This window comes from Streptomyces sp. SP18BB07, assembly GCF_036322545.1.
GTDB lineage: Bacteria > Actinomycetota > Actinomycetes > Streptomycetales > Streptomycetaceae > Streptomyces > Streptomyces deccanensis.
On record NZ_JAQYWT010000359.1, the window covers coordinates 79720 to 95779 of the forward strand.

Sequence of the window (16060 nt, forward strand, 5' to 3'; positions counted from 1 at the left end):
CGGGCCGGATCCGCGCGTGCCCGGGGCAGGGCTTGCCTCATGATCGTGAACGTGCCGGTTCCGCCGACGACCACGGAGCTCCTTGGGCGGCCCGCCGCCCCGGACCGGCGCAGTACGGGTACGGGGAAGCCCAGCCCGTCAAGGCCGGAACGAGGCTCCTCGCCCCGAGAGGGGCAACGTGTCCGTCCGCTGTCCCGGCTTCAGATCGAGGACCATCTGCAGGAGCTGGGCGATCTGTACGCGGAGACGTCCGGCGGTGGCCCCTGGGCGTGGAACCAGGCCCGCGGCGACTTCCTGCGGCGGCTGGCGGCCGACGTACGGCGACCGGGATTCGAGTTGCTGGTCGCGGAGACCACCGCGCTGACGGGATGCGCCTACGGTTTCCCCGTGCGCGGCGACGGTCCGTGGTGGGAGGGCTTCGACGGATACCTACCGGGGAGGCTGCTCCGGCTCGCCGCCTCCGGACGCCTCTTCGTGATCTCCGGGATCCACGTCCCGTCCCGCGTACGCAGGCAGAACCAGGACCGTGCCTGGAACCTCGCCCGGCGCCTGCAGAAACGGCTGCTCACCGACCACGGTGCCGCCGTCGGCGTCACGCTGGTGAACCGTTCCGACCACAGGACCGTCGACGCGTTGCGGTCCTGGGGGTGGCGGTACATCGAAGGCGACACACCTCGGGCGGCCCCACTCGGCCCGTTCCGCGTCCTGGTCCTCGAGACCTGAGCAGCACGTCCCGGGCCGCGGCGGTCACGGCGACGGCAGGCGCAGGGCGAGGAGGGCCACGTCGTCGGTGCTGCCGGGCGGCATGCGAGCGGGCAGCTGGTCGCACAGGGTGTCCAGCGGTTCGTGGGCGAGGTCGAGGGCGTGGCGGCGCAGACGGGCGAGGCCGGTGTCCAGGTCGCTGCCCGGGATCTCGATCAGGCCGTCGGTGTAGAGCAGCAGGGTGGAACCCGGCGGCAGGGACTGCGCGGCGCTCGGCCGGCTGCCGCCGGTGCCCGGAGGAGCACCGAGGAGGAGTCCCTGTCCCGCTTCGAGGTACTGCGCCTGTCCGTCCACCGTCAGCAGGAGAGGCGGCGGATGCCCCGCGCTGGTCCACCGCAGCGTCCACGGACCGGCGTGCGGATCGCCTTCGAGTAGGCCGAGGACGAGGGTGGCCATGGGGACGCTGGTGATGGCGGGCATGGCGTCGTCGAGGCGGTCGACGACGGCGCCGGGCGGGCCGCTGTGGTCCCAGGCCAGTGAGCGCAGGATGCCGTGCAGTTGCGCCATGCCGGCCGCCGCGGTCAGGTCGTGGCCCACGACGTCGCCGATGACCAGCGCGAGTGTGCCGTCCTTCCGCTCGAACGCGTCGTACCAGTCGCCACCGACCTGGGAGCCGGCCGGGGCGGGCTGGTAGCGGGCGGCCAGCCGCAGCCGGCCGGGTTGCGGCAGCGGGGCGAGCAGGTTGCGCTGCATGGCCTCGGCGACGGCGCGCTGGCGGCCGAAGCGGCGGGCGTTGTCGATGACCAGGCCGACCCGGCGGCCGATGTCGCTCACCACTGTCAGGTCGTCGGCGTCGAAGGGGTGCGCCGGGTCCGTGCGCACCAGCGTCAGGGCGCCGGTGACCTGCCGCCCGGAGCCCAGCGGTACCGTGACGGCGGACGCCGCGCCGGCGGCCCGCAGGAAGCCGCTGTGGACGGCGGCCAGGGCAGAGGCGGTCGGTGCGGCCACGTCCGCCTCGCGCTGCAGGACGGGATCACCGCCGTTCAGCACCTGGACCAGAGGGGAGCGGTCCTCCTCCCCGGCCTCGGGAAGGCGCTCGCGCCAGTCCTCCTGCGCGGTGTCCCGGCCCTCGGGACCCGTCACCGCCACACGGTGGACCTGGCCGGAACCGGCCCGGAGGTCCACCGCCGCCCAGTCGGCGAGGCGGGGAACCAGCAGACGGCCCAGCCGGGCGAGGGCCTCATCGGTCTCCAGCGTCTGACCGAGCACGTCGGTGATCTCCGCGACCAGCGTCAGCCGCTCGTTGAGGTCCTCCAGAGCACGTGTATAGGCCGCACGCTCCCGACGCGCGCTGCGGTCGCCGGCGGTGTCGGTGACCAGCACGGTCATGCCCATGAAGGCGCCGTCGACCGTCAGGGGAGAAGCGGACCAGGAGATCGCGACCAGGCGACCGTCACCGCGCAGACAGATGTCGCCCTCTCCGCGTGCCTCGGCCCTCGCGGCCACGGCCCGCAGCAGCGGGCACCGCTCCCGGGGGATCGTGCCGCCGCCCGCGTCCCGGTGCAGCAGGTCGTGTGCGTCCTCTCCGCGCATCGCCGCAGCGGAGCGGCCCAGTAGCCGCTCGGCTGTCAGGTTGGCCGCGAGGATACGTCCGGCCGGATCCGTCACGATCAGGGCTGTACCCAGCTGCTCGACGACCTGCCGCCAGAAGCCCGGCTCGGCCGCCGACCACCACCGCCCCTCGTCTCCCACATCCTCCACAACGCCGCCCCTCCAGTCATGGAAACCCTCGCCGAAGACCGCGGGGGCATCGGCAGACCGACACACCGGTCGATCGATGGCTCCCCGACTTGGCTCGATCAACTCGGCGACCTTGCCTCCGGCCCATGGTGTACCACGGGTACGGGTAGCGGTCGTCGCCGAGCCGGTCGGCGGCGTACGGCGGCCTTCGGCGTACGACCTGCTCCGGCGCGGGCGGTGCCGGTCAAGGCGCGGCGCCCGGCCTCGGCCGGAAGGGCCATGCGTTCCCATGGCGCGACGCGCCGCTCCCGCAGCACGGGCCTCGGAGGCCACGAGCCCAGATGACCGTGTGCCCTCATTGCTCCTGAGTGACAACGAGGAGGGGGGTTCGCCCTCGCTCGACGCGTTGTCGACTTCGTCGAGGAGTTTGTGGTGCGGTGAGCACAGGCGCGGACCGTTGTCGACATCGGCCGGGCCGCGAAGGCCCACCAGCGCACGTGCGCGGCTTCCAAGCCGACCGGCACCGCGCCGATCTTGCCCCCGTAGTCGCAGCAGGCCACTGGTACTCGTAGGCGGTCAGCACCGGCTCTCGCATCCGCTGGTCCCGCTGCCTCCGTGCCGTCGAGGGGTGTTGGACCCCCTGGCAGTAACCGTGCGATCCGGGTGAGCAGTTGGCGGTCGCGTCGCAGCGCTGACCCCGGTTCGGGTGCGAGCTGTCCGGCGACCCCCTCTTCCCGGAGCTCCCGGAGCTCGGAGCCCGAGCCCGGAGCTCGGAGCCCGAGCCCGGAGCTTGGTGCCAGTCCGCTACACGTCACTGCCGCCAATGGCTGCCGCACGCTCCTGGGCCGGGACGTGGGCGTGCCGGAGCGGTGCTCCGGCCTGATGGAGACTGGCGAGGGCCAGGCGGTAGGAGGTGAGCAGCCCGGTCTCCACGTAGTCCAGACCCAGTTCCTGGCAGTGGCGCCGCACGACGGTCCGGGCCTTGCGCAGGTTGGGGCTGGGCATGCTGGGGAACAGGTGGTGCTCGATCTGATGGTTCAGCCCGCCCAGTGCGATGTCCGTGAACAGGCCGCCACGCACGTTGCGTGAGGTGAGCACTTGGCGGCGCAGGAAGTCCGGGCGGTCCTCGCCTGTCAGGATCGGCATGCCCTTGTGGTTGGGCGCGAAGAGGGAGCCCAGGTAGATGCCGAACAGGCCTTGGTGGACGGCGAGGAAGGCGATCGCCATGCCGGGCGGCAGCAGCCACAGCAGGACGGTCAGGTAGAGCGCGAAGTGCGTGAACAGCAGGGTGCCGTCGAGAGTTCGGTGTTTGAGCGAGCGGTTGGCCAGCGCCTTCACGCTCGACACGTGCAGGTTGAACCCCTCCAGGGTGAGGAGCGGAAAGAACAGGAACGCCTGCCAGCGGCCGATCAAACGGGGGAGCCCCTTGGCGGCCCGGGCCTGATCCTGGGACCAGACCAGCAGGTCGGGGGCGAGGTCGGGGTCGAGTCCCTCATGGTTGGGGTTGGCGTGGTGGCGGGTGTGCTTGTCCTGCCACCAGCCGTAGCTCATCCCGACGCCGGCGCCGGCGATCCGCCCGGATGCTTCGCTGGCCCGGCGTCGGCGGAACACCTGACGGTGGGCCGCGTCATGGGCGAGCAGGGCGACCTGGCCGAAGACCACGGCCAGGAATGCGGCGACCGCCAGGGTCCACCAACTGGCGCCGACGAGTGCGACGGCGGCCCACCCACTGACGTAGAGCGCGGCCACCCCGGTGATCCGCAGTGCGTAATAGCCGGGACGGCGCCCCATCAGGCCGGCATCAGCGATCTTTCGCGACAGTCGGGCGAAGTCGCTGCCCGGCGTCTTCGGGAGAAGGGGGCGAACCGTCGTATTGCTGCTCATGATGAGACTCTCTCCGAAGGAGGCAGCGGCTCGGCGCCGCCTGGGAGCCGCTGAGACCGGGCCGCAGCTGGGTATGCGCTTCCTCCGCAGCGGGAAGCGCAGCGCACGACCGCGGAGCGAGGAGGACGTTTGCTTCGTCAAGCCGACGGCCGTGCAAACCTCCTGTCTGGCTGCGAGTGCCCTGCCGGGCAGGTCTTACACCGTGACGGGGCAGGGCTTCCACAGCGAGCGTGCGGGCACCTTCATGGCGAACGACGTCGGCCGGTGATGCGCGTCCGTGGAGCGGGGTGGGCAGACCGGGGCTGACGCCATTCGTGGTCGAGACACCGTCACCTTGGCACCGGCGGCCCTTGACGCCCGGGCGGCCAGGCCGCGGTTTCTGTGATGAGGACGGCGGCGGTGACCGAGCCCGTGGTGCCAGTGGCGCTGGTGATGACCGCGTCGGCTACGGCGTCCCGGACGGCGCGGGCCACTGCCAACGGATGGTGTCCGGGGGCGACCGCGAGTTGGATCTCGACGTGCCGGCCGGGTGGATCGTCATGGTCCACCATCTTGACCGGGCTGCTACCCGGCACGGCGGCGAGGCGGGCGACGCCCGGAACACCCGTCACGACGTCCGCGAGCTCCCCGGCGGGCCCCCGCATGGATCCTGTTCCGGTCACCGGGGGCGAGCTTCGCGTGGCTGTGGCTGTGGCAGTGGCTGCGGCTTTCGGCGCCGGACTCATGGGATCCGCTGTGGTCCGCGACTTCACGACTGTCTCCGGCCCCTCAAGGAGACCCGTTACCCGCAGGTCGGCTGTCACGGTGACCAGGCCGAGCCGTTCGGAGGCCCAGTTGAGCAGTGCGCTCCTCAGCTGGTCGGCGGTGTGAGGCAGCGGCTCCCCGAGTGATGCCGCGAAGGTGGCCTCGATCCTGAGCGGGCCGGGCGGTAGCGCGCTGGCCGGCGGACGGACGGCCGGCTCGGACACGGGCTCGTGCGGTGCCGACCCGATGCGCAGGGTCTCCAGCCGGACACCGGGAATTTCGTCGGCCGCGCGCCCGAGGTCCCGGACGGCCGCTTGCTCGGTGATCCATGTCCCGTCGTCGGGCCCGCCCAGCGGGAGCAGTCTGCCCAGGGCGAGCTGATGCCGTACTGCCTGCGTCCACGCCTCGATGGCCACCGTCCCCTCGCCCTCCTCTTTGGACGAATCTTTGGACGAAAATCGTTCGAAATGCACTAATTAGAAATGTACTAGAATGACCCTAATCGTACACGTGAGTGCTGTGTGAGCCTCATGAGGGAGGAATCCCGATGACTGAGAACACCGGCGTAAGGCAGGGCGGTGCGCCCGGTTCGCGTGGCCTGGGCGGTGCGCCCGGTGCGCCCGGTTCGCGCGGCCGGACGACCATCGCCGACGTGGTGGTGGAGAAGATCGCCGGAATGGCGGCACGGGACGTGCCCGGCGTCCATGCCCTGGGCAGTGGATTCGCGCGCTCGATGGGATCCGTGCGGGAGCGCATGCCTGGCTCCGACAGCGGCAAATCCGTCACGCGAGGGGTCAGTGTCGAGGTCGGAGAACTGCAGGCGGCCATCGATCTGGAGGTCGTCGTCGACTACGGCGTCTCGATCACGGACGTGGCCGGTGCGGTGCGGGAGAGCGTGATCTCCGCGGTGGAGCGGATGGCGGGTCGGGAAGTCGTGGAAGTCAACCTCATGGTCAGCGACGTGAAGCTGCCGGACGACGAGGACGAAGGGGAAGAGCGGCAGCGGATCCAGTAGCCGGGGCGGAGCAGCCCGCTGGAGTGAAGGAGCGCGTGATGAGCAGGGCCGTGGTGGGCTTGATGGCCGGAATGGCGCTGGGTTTCGCCGCGTATTTCGGTGACTTCTGGGCTTTCGTGCTGGTGCTGGGACTGGGTGTCCTCGGTCTCGTGGTCGGGCGGTTCATGGAAGGTGATCTCGAGCCGGGCGACTTCGTCCGCCGCCGGGACCGGCAGGAGCGGATCCGCGACGACCGGCGACGCACTCGGGGAGACTGGCGGCAGTGACCGGTGAAGCAGATCGGCGTACGGGCGTCCCCCGCGGGGAGCGCGGCGCGATCACCGTCGCCGACCGGGTCGTCGCGAAGATCGCTTCCCGGGCGGCGCGTGAGGCGCTGACCCGGTTCACCGAGTCGACCGGCCACGTACCACCCGGACGCCGGCCGCCACACGTGAACACATCCGTGCGGCGGGCACCGGAGCGGAACACCGGAGGACGAGACGCCGAACCCGCCGCCGTACGGCAGGCGGTGCTCGGCGAGGCGCGGGTGCGCATCACCGTCGAGCTCGGCTATCCGTCCGACATCGGGGCGCAGTGCGCCGCGGTGCGCCGGGAGGTCACCGAACGGCTCAGCACGTGGGCCGGCATGGAGGTGTCCGAACTCGTGGTGTCGGTCGAGAGGCTGCACTCGGTGCACACGCGGCACACGGGCCAGGGGAGGGTGAGATGAGTGCGAAAACCTGGCGGCAGCTGACCCGCGACAGCGCCCCTCCCGCCGACTCCGGACCGGCGGCTCCGTCTGCCGAGGGCACCCCGGGGACGGACCCGGATGCGACGGCGGCGAAGGACGAATCAGGTCGGCCGACGCGCCGTTTCTGGTCGCCACGGCGGATTCCCGCGGCTCTGGTGGCCCTGCTGTCGGCCGCGGCCACGGGACTGCTCCTGTACGACGTGGTCTCGGTGCGGGCAGGCCGAAGTGCGATGCGCTGGCGGCGGCGGCTCGCCGAGGAGCTGGCCACACGGCCGCTGGACGACACCTGGATGATCGTCGGGGCCGCAGGGGCGATGGCCCTCGGCCTGTGGCTTTTCCTGCTGGCGGTGACGCCGGGTCTGCGCAGGCTGCTGCCCATGCGGCAGCCCACCGGTGCCCCCGGGACAGAGGAGGTCCGCGCCGGACTCGACCGCCGTGCGGCCGCCCTGGTTCTGCGCGACCGGGCCATGCAGGTACCCGGTGTCCAGTCGGCACGGGTCACTGTCGGCCGCCGGAAGGTCAAAGCCCTGGCGCGGGCACATTTCCGCGATCTTGAGGAGGTCCGCACCGACCTGGACGCCACGCTGGGGGAAAGCGTGACGTCCTTGCGTCTCGCCCGGCGACCCAAGGTGACCGTGCGCGTCCGGCGCCCCAAGAAGGACTGAGGCGATCTCGATGCTCAAGACAGTGAACCGGGTATTGCTGGGGCTGCTCGGCCTCGGACTGTTCGCTCTGGGCGGCGGCGTACTACTGGGCGGCCTGGATCTGCAGCGGCACTGGGATTTCGGCGTGCCGGGCTGGTGGCCCTTCCGCGGGCCGGGCGATGTGGTGCTGGGCACCGAGGGACGCACCCGGTGGCGGGAGGAAGGCTGGTGGTGGCCGACCGTCATCGCGGTGCTCGCCGTGCTGCTGGTCCTGCTGCTGTGGTGGCTCCTCGCGCAACGCAGACACCGCCTGGGCCAGGTCCTCGTCGACATCGAAGACGGCCCGGCGGCCCGGCTCGACGGCCGCACGCTGGAGCACGTCATCGAGGAAGAGGCGCAAGCCCTGGACGGGGTCTCACGGGCTCATGTACGGCTGGCGGGCCGACGTACCGCTCCCACCGCACGCGTACGGCTGCTGCTGGAACCTCACGCCGACCCCGCGCGGACTCTGGGGCGACTGAGCCGGGAAACGCTCGCACACGCACGAGACTCGGCCGGCCTGGACCGCCTCCCGTCGAAGGTGCGGCTACGGGAAGCCCGCCACCGCGCCCGACGCGCCGCCTGAGATCCCCTGGGACGACGCCCCGCGGGGGTACCGGCTGCGAGGCGTCCCGGACTCCTGAATCCGACGTCCGGCATGCGGAAGGCCAAACTCGGGGGGCACACCGTCGGCGGACGCCGCCAACTCGTAGCGGCCTTGTACACCGAGGGCCGTCACGTACGACTCCTCGGCCGGCCCACTCCTCGGCCGGCGCGACATCGAGTACGGGATCCGCGTGTCCCGCCGTAGCCGGGAGAACACGCGGATGCCGTACGGTCCCCTCCCAGGAGGCATCCCGCCATGATCGTCTTCCTGACCCTGCTCATCGCCGGAATCGCTCTGGTCGCCATCGGCGCGGCCGTCGATGGCATGCTCTCTCTGATGTCCACCGGCGTACTGCTTCTCATCGCCGATCTGCTCTACCTGGCGGCCCGCTCCATCTGGCGCTCCTCCGGCCCCCGGCCCGCTGACCACTCCTGAATGCCCTGGACCAGTCCGGGCCCCGCCCGTTCCTCACGTCACTGGCGGACCTCGAACAGTTAGGTACGAGCCTGATCGCATGCGCGACCAATGAGTACGAACCCCGGGCAGCGGCAGGCTTCAGTGAGGGAGTCGGTGTGTCGCGGGCTCAGTCGAGGGCAGCCAGATGATCGGCGTCGCCGCCTCGCCACTCGACGAGGAAGATGGTCGCGTCGTCGGTCGTGGCGCCGCCGCGTTCGTGTTTGAGGGCGTGGGAGAGGGCTCGCACCACCGCCCGTACCTGCGTGCGGTCCCGGAGGATCCGGTTGGTCCACTCGATGAGTTGCCCCTCTCCGAACTGTTCCCCGCCGGTGTGGTGCTCCTCGATCAGGCCGTCGGTGAAGCACAGCAACCGGTCGCCGGGTCGCAGCATCCGCTCGCTGACCACCGGCTCCTCACCGCCGAAGCCGACCGGCAACGTGGTCGGGCTCTCCAGCCGGTCCACCACGGCGCGGTCCCGGATCAGGAACGGGGCTGGATGCCCGGCGTTGACCCACTGCAGTCGGCCTGTGGCGATATCGAGGATCATCATCTGCGCGGTGACGAAGTGGTCGGGGCCGAACTGCTCGTTGATGGCCCGGTCCATGAACGCGTACACCTGGGACAGATCGGTATGGGCCCGTCGCGTGTGGCGATAGGCACCGATGGCCACCGTCGCCATGGTCGCCGCGTCCAGCCCGTGGCCCATCGCGTCGATCATGGCCACGTGCAGGATGTCGCCGTTGAGGGCGTAGTCGAAGCTGTCGCCGGCCACGTCGTAGGCGGGCTCCAGGATGCCGGCCACCTCGACCTGCGGAATCGTCATCGACAGCGGGGGCAGCAACGACCACTGGATCTCCGCGGCCACACTCATCGGGGCGCTGCGGCGGGCCTGGAAGAACCGGTCGGTGTAGGCGTCCTTGGTGACGATCATGTCCGCGACCAGACCGGCGAGTCTGCGCAGCAGCCGCCGGTCGTCGTCATCGACGCTGTCCAGGGTGACGGCCATCACCCCGATCTGGTCGCTGCCGTCCAGCAACGGCAGGTACATCCGCACACTGCCGTCCCTCGGCACCTCCACCGTTCTGCGGCTCAGGAACGCCTCGCCGGCGGGGGAGTCCTCGACCGACTCGGGGCCGCCTACCTTCAGTCCTCGGCCCGGCAGCGGCACCAGGAGCACCTGTTCGTAGTCCTGCAGGAGGATGGAGACCTCCCGCCCCCCGACCCTGGCCACCTCTTCCGCGACGAGCGGGGCGATCAGCTCCGGCGGCATCTCGTGGGCCCGGTCCAGCAGCACACCCAGCAGCCGTTCGCCGAATCCCTCCGACCGGTCCACCCCCACCCGGCCCGGCTTGTGCTCACCGTCCGTCATCGCTGTCCGCTTCCCTTCCTCCCGGGGCATCGGGAAGTGGTCGGGGTGGCCGGCCGCGTCCACGCCGGGGTTCGCCGGGCGGCCCACTGCCCCGGCCTCGTCGCACCCCAGTCGGCGCGGGGCGGTGCCGGCCGGAAACGGCGCCGGGTGCCTCCAGCCCCCGACCACGTATCCGGACGTGGTGCCCGCCGCAACGCGCACCCCGCCCCTCTCGGATGTGTCGCAGGCAGCCGAGAACGGCGCGGGACTACGCCGCCGCCCGGCACAGGCTCGCATCGCGGCCGGCCCGACGAGCCGATTACGCCATGGGCAGCATGTCGCCGCCGATGCCGTTCACCACAAGGGGCTTGGGCCGACGGGACATGGGGAGGCCCGCCGGTGAGCGGTCGGGTCCGGGCCACCGGTCTTGACCGAAGGGGCGGACGGCGGCCGTGGGCGGCCGGTCGGTAGCGGCGTCCGGGGGACCCGCTTCCACCGTGCCGATCCTGAGCCCCTCCGGGTCCACGATTCGTCGTCGCGCCAGTCCGACATCGACGGAACAGATCACGCCGTGCTGCGGGTGGCCGCGTCCGCGGTGCTCCAACGACCCCGGCGTATACACACCGGGGTCGCCCTTCCGGGCCGGTCGCACGTGAGAGTGTGCCGACCCGTTTTCATCGTACGCCTGGTGAACATTTCGGACATCCGGTGTTTCGTGGTTCTCGTGCCACAGTGAGCACATCGCAGCCTTCCCCAGGGCCGCTCCCGCACGACCGTGCGGGGGTTCCTGGTTCCGACGTCCGGTCACGGAAGCACCGGCTCGCCAACCATCACTCCGCGCTCGGCGCGACGTTGTCTCACGCGGACCGGTCTCAGTGCCCTACTGACGCCGACGCAGATCACGCCCGTCGAGTGACCGCCGCCTCCGCTGCACAGGAGCGCCCGTTGTGAGAGCTGGTGCTGGGGACTGTGCGCCGTGCGCCGTGGTCCGTCGGAGGATGGAACTTGCGATGTACACACAGCAGATGTTGTACGCGCGAAGAGTTCGGCGCAGTTGCCGTCCAACGTGAGGCCCTCGCCGGACGGACACTCGTCGGTACCGCTGCCGGCAGCGGTCCATCCGGCGGTCTGACACGTCGGCTGCCGACCGAGTCCGGGGGCGCCGAGAAGTCCGCGCTTCCCGGGCGGGGACGTCAGAGGCGGGCGTACTGCTCCGTCTGTTCGGCGAACTCCTGGGCCGCGGTGGCGCTGACCGTGGGCTGTGTGTCGCGGATCGTGTCCAGGTAGTCGTGCGTGGAGGGGAGGACGCGGGTTCCGGTGTCGAAGGTACGCTCGAATCCGGCCTGGGAGACGGTTCGTGCCACATGGGCGATGTCGGCCGGTGTGAAACCTTCGCTGGCGGACGCGAGCGCCTCTCTGTCGGCCTTCGCGCCCGCTCGTGTCAGGTAGCTCTCCCACAGCGCGGTCCTGGCGCGGTGGTCGGGAGGACCGAGCGGCAGTACGTAGTCGAAACGGCCGTGCCGCAGGAACGCGGAGTCGAGCGTGGTCACGTTGTTCGTGGCGCAGACGAGCAGCCGCCCGTCCTGCCTGCGGAACCGGACGATCGCCTTGAGCAGCTCGTTGACGACGCCGACCGCGGTCGCGTCCGCGCCGCTACGGGCGCCGGCGACCTCCTCGACCTCATCGATGAACACCAGGACGTGGTCGAGCCGGGATATCTCGTCGAAGCGCCTGCTCAGCCCGCTCGCCAGGCCGTACTCGGCGGCCAGACGTGCGGGGAACAGCTCGAGGAAGGGCCATCCCAGGCGGCTGGCGATCGCCTGCGCGAAGGTGCTCTTGCCGGTCCCGGGTGGACCGAACAGCATCACCGCGCGCGGCAGCTCCACACCGTGCTCCGCGGCCAGTCCGGGATGGGCCAGTGGCAGGACCAGACGGCGCTCGATGAGCTGCTTCTCCTTCTGCATGCCCGCGACCTTCTGCCACAGTCCGCCGGGCGGCACCTCCGCTCCGAGCGAGGAGAGCATGTCGGCCGCCGGCCGGGGCGCCGGTCTGCGCTTCTCGAAGAGGACCAAGCCCGATCGGGCGCCGAACTCGCAGTTGCGCAGCGCGGTGGCACCGGTCTCCCCCTCGGGCAGGGCGGCGTGTACCGCGCGGACACCGTCGGTGAACAGCCGTCGCTCAAGGGCCGTGATCAGGGCGCTGCCCAGCCCCTGGTGCCGCCAGGCAGGTGTCATGCAGATACGCAGGATCCACGCCCGGTCACCCTCCACCCTGCTCACCGCGGCGCCGACGACCACGTCGTTCGCCGTGGCCACCACAGCGGGGTGGAGGGCCTGGAGGGCCGTCACGGCGTCCGAGAGCGGGAAGAGGGCCGGTTCTTCGGTCGTGCCGCTCTCCACGTCGACACGGAGGACTCCCTCGAGATCGTCCGGGGAGTAGTCCCGGACCCGCCAACCCGTCATGACCAGCTCCGTGTGTTCCGCCGTGTTCCCATCATCGGCCGTAGCGTGGGGTACGCGCGCGGCAAGCCCCGGCCCGGTCGAGCGGGGCCGTACCACTCGATCAGCAGGGATTGAGATGACAATTATTTGTGTCATCTCAGTCGCAGGGTCAGGAGCGGCAGGGTCAGGAGAGGCCGGAGGCCCTCAGGACCGCTCGCGTGGTCTCGTCGTCGATCCGGTGCCCGAGCTGCTCCAGGACGTCCGCGCCTTGGAGGAGCGTGCCGCGTTCGACGGAGCGGCGGACGCCGGTGTCGAGTTCGTGCCACATCAGAGGGTTGGCGGCGAGGACGTCAGGGTCGACTTCCAGGCGGTGGCCGTGGGTGTCGTGCAGGACCAGGCGGGAGGAGACCACCCCGTACTGGCGTGCTGCCACCAAGGAGTCCGTACATACCGTGTGCTCGCGCCAGAGGCCGCTGACCGTCAGCCGGCCCGGGCCCGCGGTCACCCGGGGTGGCAGCAGGACGAGGAGGACGACGGCGGACAGGGTGATCCACAGCAGGGCGCGGGGGAGTGTCAGGCTTCCCGCGTCCCAGTCGACCAGCAGGGACATGCCGCAGAACAGCAGGGCGCAGGTCGTCGCGAACCGGGCGCTGCCGCGCCAGTGGCGGTCGCCGGCCGGGCTCGGAGATCTGTTCCGCTGCATGCCGGCGACGCTAGGCGGCCGGACGGGGCCGCGACTGCCGCTGACGGGACTCTGACGGCGTACGGGTGAATCCTGACGGGCTCCTGACGGGCTCCTGACGGGGCTCTGGCGAGATCTTGACGGGGGCTTGAGGGGGCCGAGAGAGGGCTGCGAGGGCGCGCCGGTGTCAGCCGGTGTGGACGCGGGGGCGGCGGGCGCGGTCCGGTTCGGCCTCGCGCAGGACCTCGCGGGTGACCGGGGCGACCTCGCCCTGGCCGAAGAGGAAGAAGCGGAGGAAGTTGGCGAAGGGGTTGCCCTCGGTCCACTCGAAGTAGATGTGCGGGGTGCGGCCCGTGGAGTCGCGGACGTGGAGGAGGAGGGCGGCGAGGGAGTTGGGGACGGAGGAGGACTCCAGGGTCAGGACCCGGTAGCGGTTGTGCAGGACCTCGCCGCGTACGGTCAGGCCCGCCTCGAACTCGGAGGGGTCCGTGACCGTCACCTCGACGAAGACGAAGTCCTCCTGCTCCGGCATGTCGTTGTCGGCCCGGATCTGCTCGATCTTGTCGCGGTACTCGGCCTTGTCGCGCCGGTCGGGCTCGTTGGCGATGAAGCGGATACGGCGGTGGGACATGTCACGGACGAATCGTTCCGCCATGTCGTCCAGCTCGACGCTGGTCACGCGGAGTTCGAAGGCCCGGGCGAGGCGGGAGAGGAGGGAGACGAGGATGATGCCCACGATGAAGCAGGCGCTGATCTTCACGCCGTCGGGGCGTTCGATGACGTTGAGGATGGTGGTGTACAGGAACACCGCCGAGATCACTCCGAAGCCGATCCTCCAGTTCCGCTGGCCGGCCTTGTGCGCCGCTATCGTCACCGCGATCGCCGCCGAGCTGATCAGGACCAGGACGCCCGTTGCGTACGCGCCGCCCTGGGCGTCCACGTCCGCGTCGAAGATCCAGGTGACCAGGAAGCCGACGAGGGTGAAGACGATGACCATGGGGCGGACCGCGCGGGCCCAGTGGGGGGCCATGCCGTAGCGGGGGAGGTAGCGGGGCATCAGGTTGAGCAGGCCCGCCATGGCGGAGGCGCCGGCGAACCAGAGGATGGCGATCGTCGAGACGTCGTAGAGGGTGCCGAAGGCGTTGCCCAGGTACTCGTGGGCCAGGTAGGCGAGGGCGCGGCCGTTGGCGTCGCCGCCGTCCTCGAACTCCTTCTCCGGGATGAGGAGGGTGGTGATGAAGCTGGTGGTGACCAGGAAGACGCTCATGATGACGGCGGCGGCGGTGAGCAGCTTCTTCGTGTCCCGGATACGACCCTTGGGGTTCTCCTCCGTGTCGCCCTCGTCGCCCTGCACATGGGGCATGACGGCGACACCGGTCTCGAAGCCGGAGAGGCCGAGCGCGAGCTTGGGGAAGACGATCAGTGCCACGCCGACCATGACGAAGACGTTGCCGTGTTCGGCGGTCAGCGCGGTCGACCAGTCGGTGATCACGTGGCCCTCGGTGATCACGTGCCACAGGCCGACGGCCACGACGACGACGTTCAGTGCGAGATAGGCGCCCACCAGGGCCACCGCGACGCCGATCGCCTCCAGGAAGCCCTTGAGGAAGACCGCGCCGAGCAGGGCGATCAGGATCAGGGTGATCAGGAGTTGCTGGTCGTGCAAGGCGCTGTTCAGGTGCGGGTTTTCCACCAGGTGAGTCGAGGCGTCAGCGGCGGAGAGCGTGATGGTGATCAGGAAGTCGGTGGCCGCGAAACCCAGCAGGGTCAGGACGAAGAGCTTGCCCTTCCAGAACGTCAGCAGGCGCTCCAGCATGGAGATCGAACCCTGGCCGTGGGGGCTCTCCTCGGCCACGCGGCGGTAGACGGGGAGCGCGCCGGCGAGGGTGACGATCACGAGGACGATGGTCGCCACGGGAGAGAGGAGGCCGGCGGCGAGGGCGGCGATGCCGGGCTGGTAGCCGAGGGTGGAGAAGTAGTCGACGCCGGTCAGGCACATCACGCGCCACCAGGGCTGGCCCTTGTGCGGCGGTTCCGGTGCGGCGTGCGGGCCCCTGTGCCCGCCGGGCTTGCCCATGTCGGACAGGCCCTGAAGCATCCAGGTCCGCAGTCGGCTCGGCGGTGGGTGCTCGGTGGTGGCCATGGGCGTGCTCTCCCGTTGTGCGGCTCAGGGTCGGTTTCGAGCCATCACGGCGGACGGCCGTGGCAGCGTAAGCAGAGCGTGACGTCTGGGCCCATGGGGTGGGTCACGTGAGGGCGTCAAGCTTCCGTTAAGACCCACCGTCGACCGAACCCTGTGCCGCGTAGCGGCACAGCAACCAGTCGAGAAGGCCACAATCCTCGGGCTTCAGCCCGAGGAGCAAGTCAACCCGACCCCGAGGACCGCCCCAGCTGCACGCGCTGGAGCGTGCCTGGGCGGAGTGGGACCCCGGTGTGCCGCTGGTCCGGCTGACGTCCGAGCGCCGCAGCCTGGGCCGCCCCATCGCCGCGTACGTCCGTGAAGTGGCGGCGGAGCCGGCCACGCGGGTCACGGTCCTGATCCCGGAGGCCGAGCCCGAGCGGCTGTGGCAGCGGCTGCTGCAGAACCAGCGGGGCGCGGTCGTCGCCCACGCCGTACGACGCGAGACCGACGCCGTGATCTGCCGGCTGCGGTTCCGTCTGCTGTGAGCGGGATGCTCCGCACCGTCACGTGACCACCGCCATCGATGACGGCCAGGGCCGTATGGATCCCGTCAAAGGTGTGCGGGCCGCCGTATGAGAGCCGTCAACGGCCGACCGGATCCGGCCGGAGTCGCGGTTTCCTCTGACTGTCCGTTCTTCCCGAACCTCACTCCAGGAGTTCGCGATGGCCGATCTGGCCTTCGTCGTCACCACGATCGCCGTGTTCGCGCTGGTGGCCTTCGTCGCCAAGGGGGTGACGAAGCTGTGACCGTCGAGAACATCGTCGGCCTGATCGTGGCCGTCTCCCTGCTGGGCTATCTCGTCCTCGCCCTGATCTTCCCGGAGAGGTTCTGACGATGACATCAGC

The 16060-nt window shown here is 70.6% G+C and carries 15 protein-coding genes and 2 pseudogenes; 9 read left to right on the forward strand and 8 right to left on the reverse strand.

Going from position 1 to position 16060, the window contains the following annotated elements:
* Positions 1-39: 39 nt before the first annotated feature.
* A complete protein-coding gene (locus PUR53_RS38155; RefSeq protein ID WP_329902103.1) occupies positions 40-723 on the forward strand; it encodes a hypothetical protein in 684 nt (227 codons plus the stop codon).
* 24 nt (positions 724-747) lie between these two features.
* Here PUR53_RS38155 and PUR53_RS38160 read toward each other — a convergent pair whose 3' ends face one another.
* The 4 genes and pseudogenes from PUR53_RS38160 to PUR53_RS38170 all read right to left on the reverse strand — a co-directional run bounded on the left by PUR53_RS38160 (position 748) and on the right by PUR53_RS38170 (position 5486).
* Positions 748-2463: a SpoIIE family protein phosphatase gene (locus PUR53_RS38160; protein ID WP_329902104.1), complete on the reverse strand. Its 1716-nt coding sequence runs from the start codon at positions 2461-2463 to the stop codon at positions 748-750.
* A gap of 393 nt (positions 2464-2856) precedes the next feature.
* Positions 2857-3215: pseudogene (locus PUR53_RS48420) on the reverse strand (phosphorothioated DNA-binding restriction endonuclease); the annotation flags it as partial.
* Positions 3216-3246: 31 nt separating this feature from the next.
* Complete coding sequence (locus tag PUR53_RS38165) at positions 3247-4326, reverse strand: fatty acid desaturase family protein (protein WP_329911383.1); 1080 nt, start codon at positions 4324-4326, stop codon at positions 3247-3249.
* Positions 4327-4655: 329 nt separating this feature from the next.
* Positions 4656-5486 carry a hypothetical protein gene (locus tag PUR53_RS38170; RefSeq protein WP_329911385.1) on the reverse strand — a complete coding sequence of 277 codons (831 nt, stop codon included), beginning with the start codon at positions 5484-5486 and terminating at the stop codon, positions 4656-4658.
* 131 nt (positions 5487-5617) lie between these two features.
* Between PUR53_RS38170 and PUR53_RS38175 the strand changes: the two genes are divergently transcribed.
* The 6 genes from PUR53_RS38175 (at position 5618) to PUR53_RS38200 (ending at position 8540) form a co-directional block, all read left to right on the forward strand.
* The gene (locus PUR53_RS38175) at positions 5618-6085 is read left to right on the forward strand and encodes an Asp23/Gls24 family envelope stress response protein (protein WP_329902107.1); all 468 of its coding nucleotides are present in this window, start codon (positions 5618-5620) and stop codon (positions 6083-6085) included.
* Positions 6086-6123: 38 nt separating this feature from the next.
* On the forward strand, positions 6124-6351 hold the full coding sequence (locus PUR53_RS38180; protein ID WP_045558792.1) for a hypothetical protein: 228 nt from the start codon (positions 6124-6126) through the stop codon (positions 6349-6351).
* Positions 6348-6794, forward strand: coding sequence for an Asp23/Gls24 family envelope stress response protein (locus PUR53_RS38185; protein WP_329911387.1), 447 nt, complete (start codon positions 6348-6350; stop codon positions 6792-6794). Before PUR53_RS38180 ends, PUR53_RS38185 begins: the two co-directional genes overlap by 4 nt.
* Positions 6791-7480 (forward strand): DUF6286 domain-containing protein, encoded by a 690-nt coding sequence (locus tag PUR53_RS38190; protein ID WP_329902109.1) that lies wholly within the window; start codon positions 6791-6793, stop codon positions 7478-7480. The genes PUR53_RS38185 and PUR53_RS38190 overlap by 4 nt, the downstream gene beginning before the upstream one ends.
* Positions 7481-7490: 10 nt before the next feature.
* Positions 7491-8084: an alkaline shock response membrane anchor protein AmaP gene (gene amaP / locus PUR53_RS38195; RefSeq protein WP_329911388.1), complete on the forward strand. Its 594-nt coding sequence runs from the start codon at positions 7491-7493 to the stop codon at positions 8082-8084.
* A gap of 276 nt (positions 8085-8360) precedes the next feature.
* Positions 8361-8540, forward strand: coding sequence for a hypothetical protein (locus tag PUR53_RS38200; protein WP_329911390.1), 180 nt, complete (start codon positions 8361-8363; stop codon positions 8538-8540).
* A 148-nt stretch (positions 8541-8688) separates the two neighbouring features.
* On the opposite strand, the gene PUR53_RS38205 is transcribed toward PUR53_RS38200, so the two are convergent.
* The 4 genes from PUR53_RS38205 to PUR53_RS38220 all read right to left on the reverse strand — a co-directional run bounded on the left by PUR53_RS38205 (position 8689) and on the right by PUR53_RS38220 (position 15175).
* On the reverse strand, positions 8689-9930 hold the full coding sequence (locus PUR53_RS38205) for a PP2C family protein-serine/threonine phosphatase (protein ID WP_329902112.1): 1242 nt from the start codon (positions 9928-9930) through the stop codon (positions 8689-8691).
* Between the two features lie 1172 nt (positions 9931-11102).
* Positions 11103-12371, reverse strand: coding sequence for an ATP-binding protein (locus PUR53_RS38210; protein ID WP_329911391.1), 1269 nt, complete (start codon positions 12369-12371; stop codon positions 11103-11105).
* A 163-nt stretch (positions 12372-12534) separates the two neighbouring features.
* A complete protein-coding gene (locus PUR53_RS38215) occupies positions 12535-13053 on the reverse strand; it encodes a hypothetical protein (RefSeq protein WP_329911392.1) in 519 nt (172 codons plus the stop codon).
* Between the two features lie 166 nt (positions 13054-13219).
* The gene (locus PUR53_RS38220; protein ID WP_329911393.1) at positions 13220-15175 is read right to left on the reverse strand and encodes an amino acid transporter; all 1956 of its coding nucleotides are present in this window, start codon (positions 15173-15175) and stop codon (positions 13220-13222) included.
* 225 nt (positions 15176-15400) lie between these two features.
* Here PUR53_RS38220 and PUR53_RS38225 point away from each other — a divergent pair.
* Together PUR53_RS38225 and kdpF are read left to right on the forward strand one after the other, a co-directional pair.
* A pseudogene (locus PUR53_RS38225) lies at positions 15401-15699 on the forward strand (amino acid permease); the annotation flags it as partial.
* A gap of 258 nt (positions 15700-15957) precedes the next feature.
* Positions 15958-16047 carry a K(+)-transporting ATPase subunit F gene (kdpF, locus tag PUR53_RS38230; RefSeq protein ID WP_086749276.1) on the forward strand — a complete coding sequence of 30 codons (90 nt, stop codon included), beginning with the start codon at positions 15958-15960 and terminating at the stop codon, positions 16045-16047.
* Positions 16048-16060: the final 13 nt, after the last annotated feature.